The following is a 1,840-nucleotide window of genomic DNA, read 5'->3' on the forward strand; positions in this document are numbered from 1 at the left end:
ATGGCTTTGTGCTTGCCGCGCAAACGGAGTGCCACTTCGCTGGCAACACGTCCGAGCACCTTGTCGGTGGCGTCAATCACAAACCACTCGTGCGTCACTTCCGCCGGCTTGGCGCTGAAGGTCTTCATGAGTAACTTTCTAAAAACCTGCCCTTGGCGAGCGAGGCGGGATGTGGCTCAAACTTCGAACTGCAGGTTGCCATCGGTGCTGCTTATTTCAGGCAGCCTCTCAAACAAGGCACAGTCGGTTCTTTCCCAGGAGCCGAACGGGAAAGCCCTCTAGTGTAGCGGATTGCGGCCGCTGCCAGGTAATCACCGCGTTGTATTGCATTGCGGCGTTGCCGCCGATTGCCGATAGACTTAGGGTTTACACCTAACCGAGGTCAGCATGGACTCCACAGGCACTCCACTCTCCCCGCCGCCGGCAGCGTCGAACCCTTCCCGGCTTTCCTGGGTGCCAATCCGCTCGCTAGCGGAGCGTCATCGAGAACGTATTTCGCACCACCTTCTGTCGCTGGACGAGAGTGATCGCTACCTTCGGTTCGGTTTCCCAGCCACCGATGAGCAGGTTGACCGGTATGTCGACTCGTTGAACTTCGAGCGTGACGAGGTGTTCGGCATCTTCAACCGGCGTCTCGATCTGATCGCCATGGCCCATCTGGCGTACATGCCTGCGCCAGAACAAGACTCCCCATCACCCGCCACCGCCGAGTTTGGTGTCTCGGTGGTCAAACGCGCCCGCGGCCGCGGCTACGGCGCCCGGCTGTTCGAGCACGCCGTGTTGCATGCCCGCAACCGCGGCTGCGAGCGTCTGTTCATCCACGCCCTGAGCGAAAACACCGCGATGCTGAAGATCGCGCGCAATGCAGGTGCGACAGTCGAACGTGATGGTCCGGAGTCGGAAGCCTGGCTGAAACTGCCGCCAGACAGCATCACCTCGCAGATGGGCGAGATGGTCGGAAACCAGTTTGCAGAGTTTGACTACCAACTCAAACTGCAAGCGCATCGCATCAACGACTGGTTGAACATCGTCTCTGAAGTCAAGACTCACATGGGTGACACAGGGCGAACGGCTTCGGAGTAGCCGCTCGGCGCCGAGCTCCACAAGGCTGGCATCACCCCCATCCCACACCCATGTCGGGGATGTGACGCCCCGAGGGTGGCAGGTAGCATGACTTTCATTCGTTCCATTCTTGGCATCTGTCGGCGCCATGGTGGACGCTCTCACCCGAGTCCGTGCCGTGAACATGCCAAACCTTCCCTGGGCCATCGCGCTCGGCACTGCTCTTGTGCTGGTGTGCGCCCTGATGATCCTTCTGCTGAAAGGACGCAAGCCGCAACCGAAGCCGTTGCCGGTCGATTGGGCCCTCACCGGTCGACCGGTGTTCAGCACCGATGAGCGACGCATCTACCGCCTGCTGCGCGAAGCGTTGCCCCACCACATCATTCTTTCGAAGCTGCCACTGGTGCGCTTCTGCCAGCCCACCGACCCGAGCGAAGTGCGCTACTGGTACGACCTGCTGGGCAGCAACCACGTGACCTTCGCGATTTGCAGTGCCAACGGGCGCGTGCTCGCCGCCATCGATCTCGAAGGTGAGCGCGGTGGCTCGCATCGCATCCAGCAGATCAAACAATCGGTGCTGTCGGCCTGCCGCGTGCGTTATCTGCGCTGCCCGCCTGACCATCTGCCCTCGGTGGCGGAGCTGCAATTGCTGGTGCCGCACAGTGGTGCCGCATCGCGCGCACCGCAGCCGATGCCGCCGCACACCCTTCACCAGGCCCGCGACACGCTGGCCACCACCGTGGCCCACCGCCGGGCCGAGCGCACGGCGCTGTGGCAA

The 1,840-nt window shown here is 62.0% G+C and carries 3 protein-coding genes; 2 read left to right on the top strand and 1 reads right to left on the bottom strand.

Going from position 1 to position 1,840, the window contains the following annotated elements; genetic code table 11:
• On the bottom strand, window positions 1–128 hold a 128-nt coding region (locus RMO40_RS21740; protein WP_309725689.1), incomplete at its 3' end, for an uL13 family ribosomal protein.
• Between the two features lie 259 nt (window positions 129–387).
• On the opposite strand from RMO40_RS21740, the gene RMO40_RS21745 reads away from it, so the two are divergent.
• Together RMO40_RS21745 and RMO40_RS21750 are read left to right on the top strand one after the other, a co-directional pair.
• Window positions 388–1,083 carry a GNAT family N-acetyltransferase gene (locus tag RMO40_RS21745; protein WP_309725687.1) on the top strand — a complete coding sequence of 232 codons (696 nt, stop codon included), beginning with the start codon at window positions 388–390 and terminating at the stop codon, window positions 1,081–1,083.
• A gap of 163 nt (window positions 1,084–1,246) precedes the next feature.
• A partial coding sequence (locus RMO40_RS21750) for a DUF2726 domain-containing protein (RefSeq protein WP_309725688.1) occupies window positions 1,247–1,840 on the top strand: 594 nt, incomplete at its 3' end.

This window comes from Rhizobacter sp., from assembly GCF_031412075.1.
Classification (GTDB): domain Bacteria; phylum Pseudomonadota; class Gammaproteobacteria; order Burkholderiales; family Burkholderiaceae_C; genus Rhizobacter.